General features: G+C 51.5%; 1 protein-coding gene. It reads left to right on the top strand.

What is annotated here, in order from left to right; genetic code table 11:
* Positions 1-109 precede the first annotated feature (109 nt).
* Entirely contained in the window at positions 110-1,141 is a 1,032-nt protein-coding gene (locus tag OKC31_RS21590) for an IS630-like element ISAhy2 family transposase (RefSeq protein ID WP_001809438.1), read from the top strand.
* Positions 1,142-1,164 lie beyond the last annotated feature (23 nt).

Raw genomic sequence — 1,164 nt, 5'->3', positions numbered from 1 at the left:
CTAAATAGCTGTTCCGAATAGTAGATCACCGGAGGAAGGGAACTCAGTCCAGTTTGTGCGATCTGATTAGTCGCTAAACAAAACAAGCCACACCCAAAGGACTGAGTTGATGCCTATCCTACCACCTCTGCCACGACCACAACGGCGCCGCATTCACAAAATCATCCATGCCACCCGTGATAAAGGACATGCTCGTCGCTTGATGGCCATCTTGCTGTTACATGAAGGACGCACGATCACCGATGTTCATCACCTTACCGGCGCTGCGCGCTCGACCATCGGTCGTTGGCTTCGGTGGTATCGAGATGAAGGCATAGATGCGCTAGAAGCCTTACCGGCTGGCCGTGCCCCAGTCTTACCTATCGCCAAGATTGTCACCTTACTGGTGCTGCTCATGCAGTTTTCTCCGCAAGATTTTGGTTATCAGCGCAGCCGTTGGTGTACTGAACTATTGGCTATAAAAATCAATCGGTTAACAGGGCTCAATGTGGCAGCCTCCACGCTCCGCCGATGGTTACCTCGTATGGGCATTGTCTGGCGCAGGCCCGTGCCGACCTTGCGGATAAAAGACCCAGCCTATCAGGAAAAAATGGCGAATATCGACGCCGCGCTGGCCCGCTGTGATGCCGATAATCCGGTGTTTTATGAGGATGAAGTCGATATAGACCTCAATCCCAAATTAGGAGCCGACTGGATGTTCAGAGCGCAGCAAAAGCGGGTTGTCACACCGGGGCAGAATGCCAAGCATTATCTGGCAGGCGTTCTCCACGCAGGCAACGGAAGGGTACTTTACGTCAGCGGGATCAAGAAAAACTCATCGCTGTTTATTGCCATGCTGGAAAAGCTGCGCCACCACTACCGACGAGCCAAAACCATCACGTTGATCCTCGATAACTACATCATTCACAAAAGCAAACAGACCGAGCGATGGTTGAAGAAGAATCCCAAGTTCTGCCTGGTGTTCCAGCCAGTTTACAGCCCTTGGGTTAATCACATAGAACGGCTATGGCACAAGTTACATGAAACCATCACGCGCAATCATCAATGCAGAGGGATGGCAAACCTGCTGGCCCGAGTGAAACACTTCATGGATACCGTGTCTCCTTTCCCGGGGAATGGCTATGGCACAGCGAAGGTGTAGCACTATTGGGATCAGTTATTTAG

This window comes from Aeromonas sp. Y293-4 (assembly GCF_027705905.1).
Lineage (GTDB): Bacteria > Pseudomonadota > Gammaproteobacteria > Enterobacterales > Aeromonadaceae > Aeromonas > Aeromonas veronii.
Note: the sequence above shows the minus strand (reverse complement) of the source record. Positions and strands in the feature narration are given on the sequence as shown.

Bases quoted from the DNA above. Each gene is read 5' to 3' on its own strand.
- OKC31_RS21590 (WP_001809438.1), top strand. From the start codon at position 110: ATGCCTATCCTACCACCTCTGCCACGACCACAACGGCGCCGCATTCAC.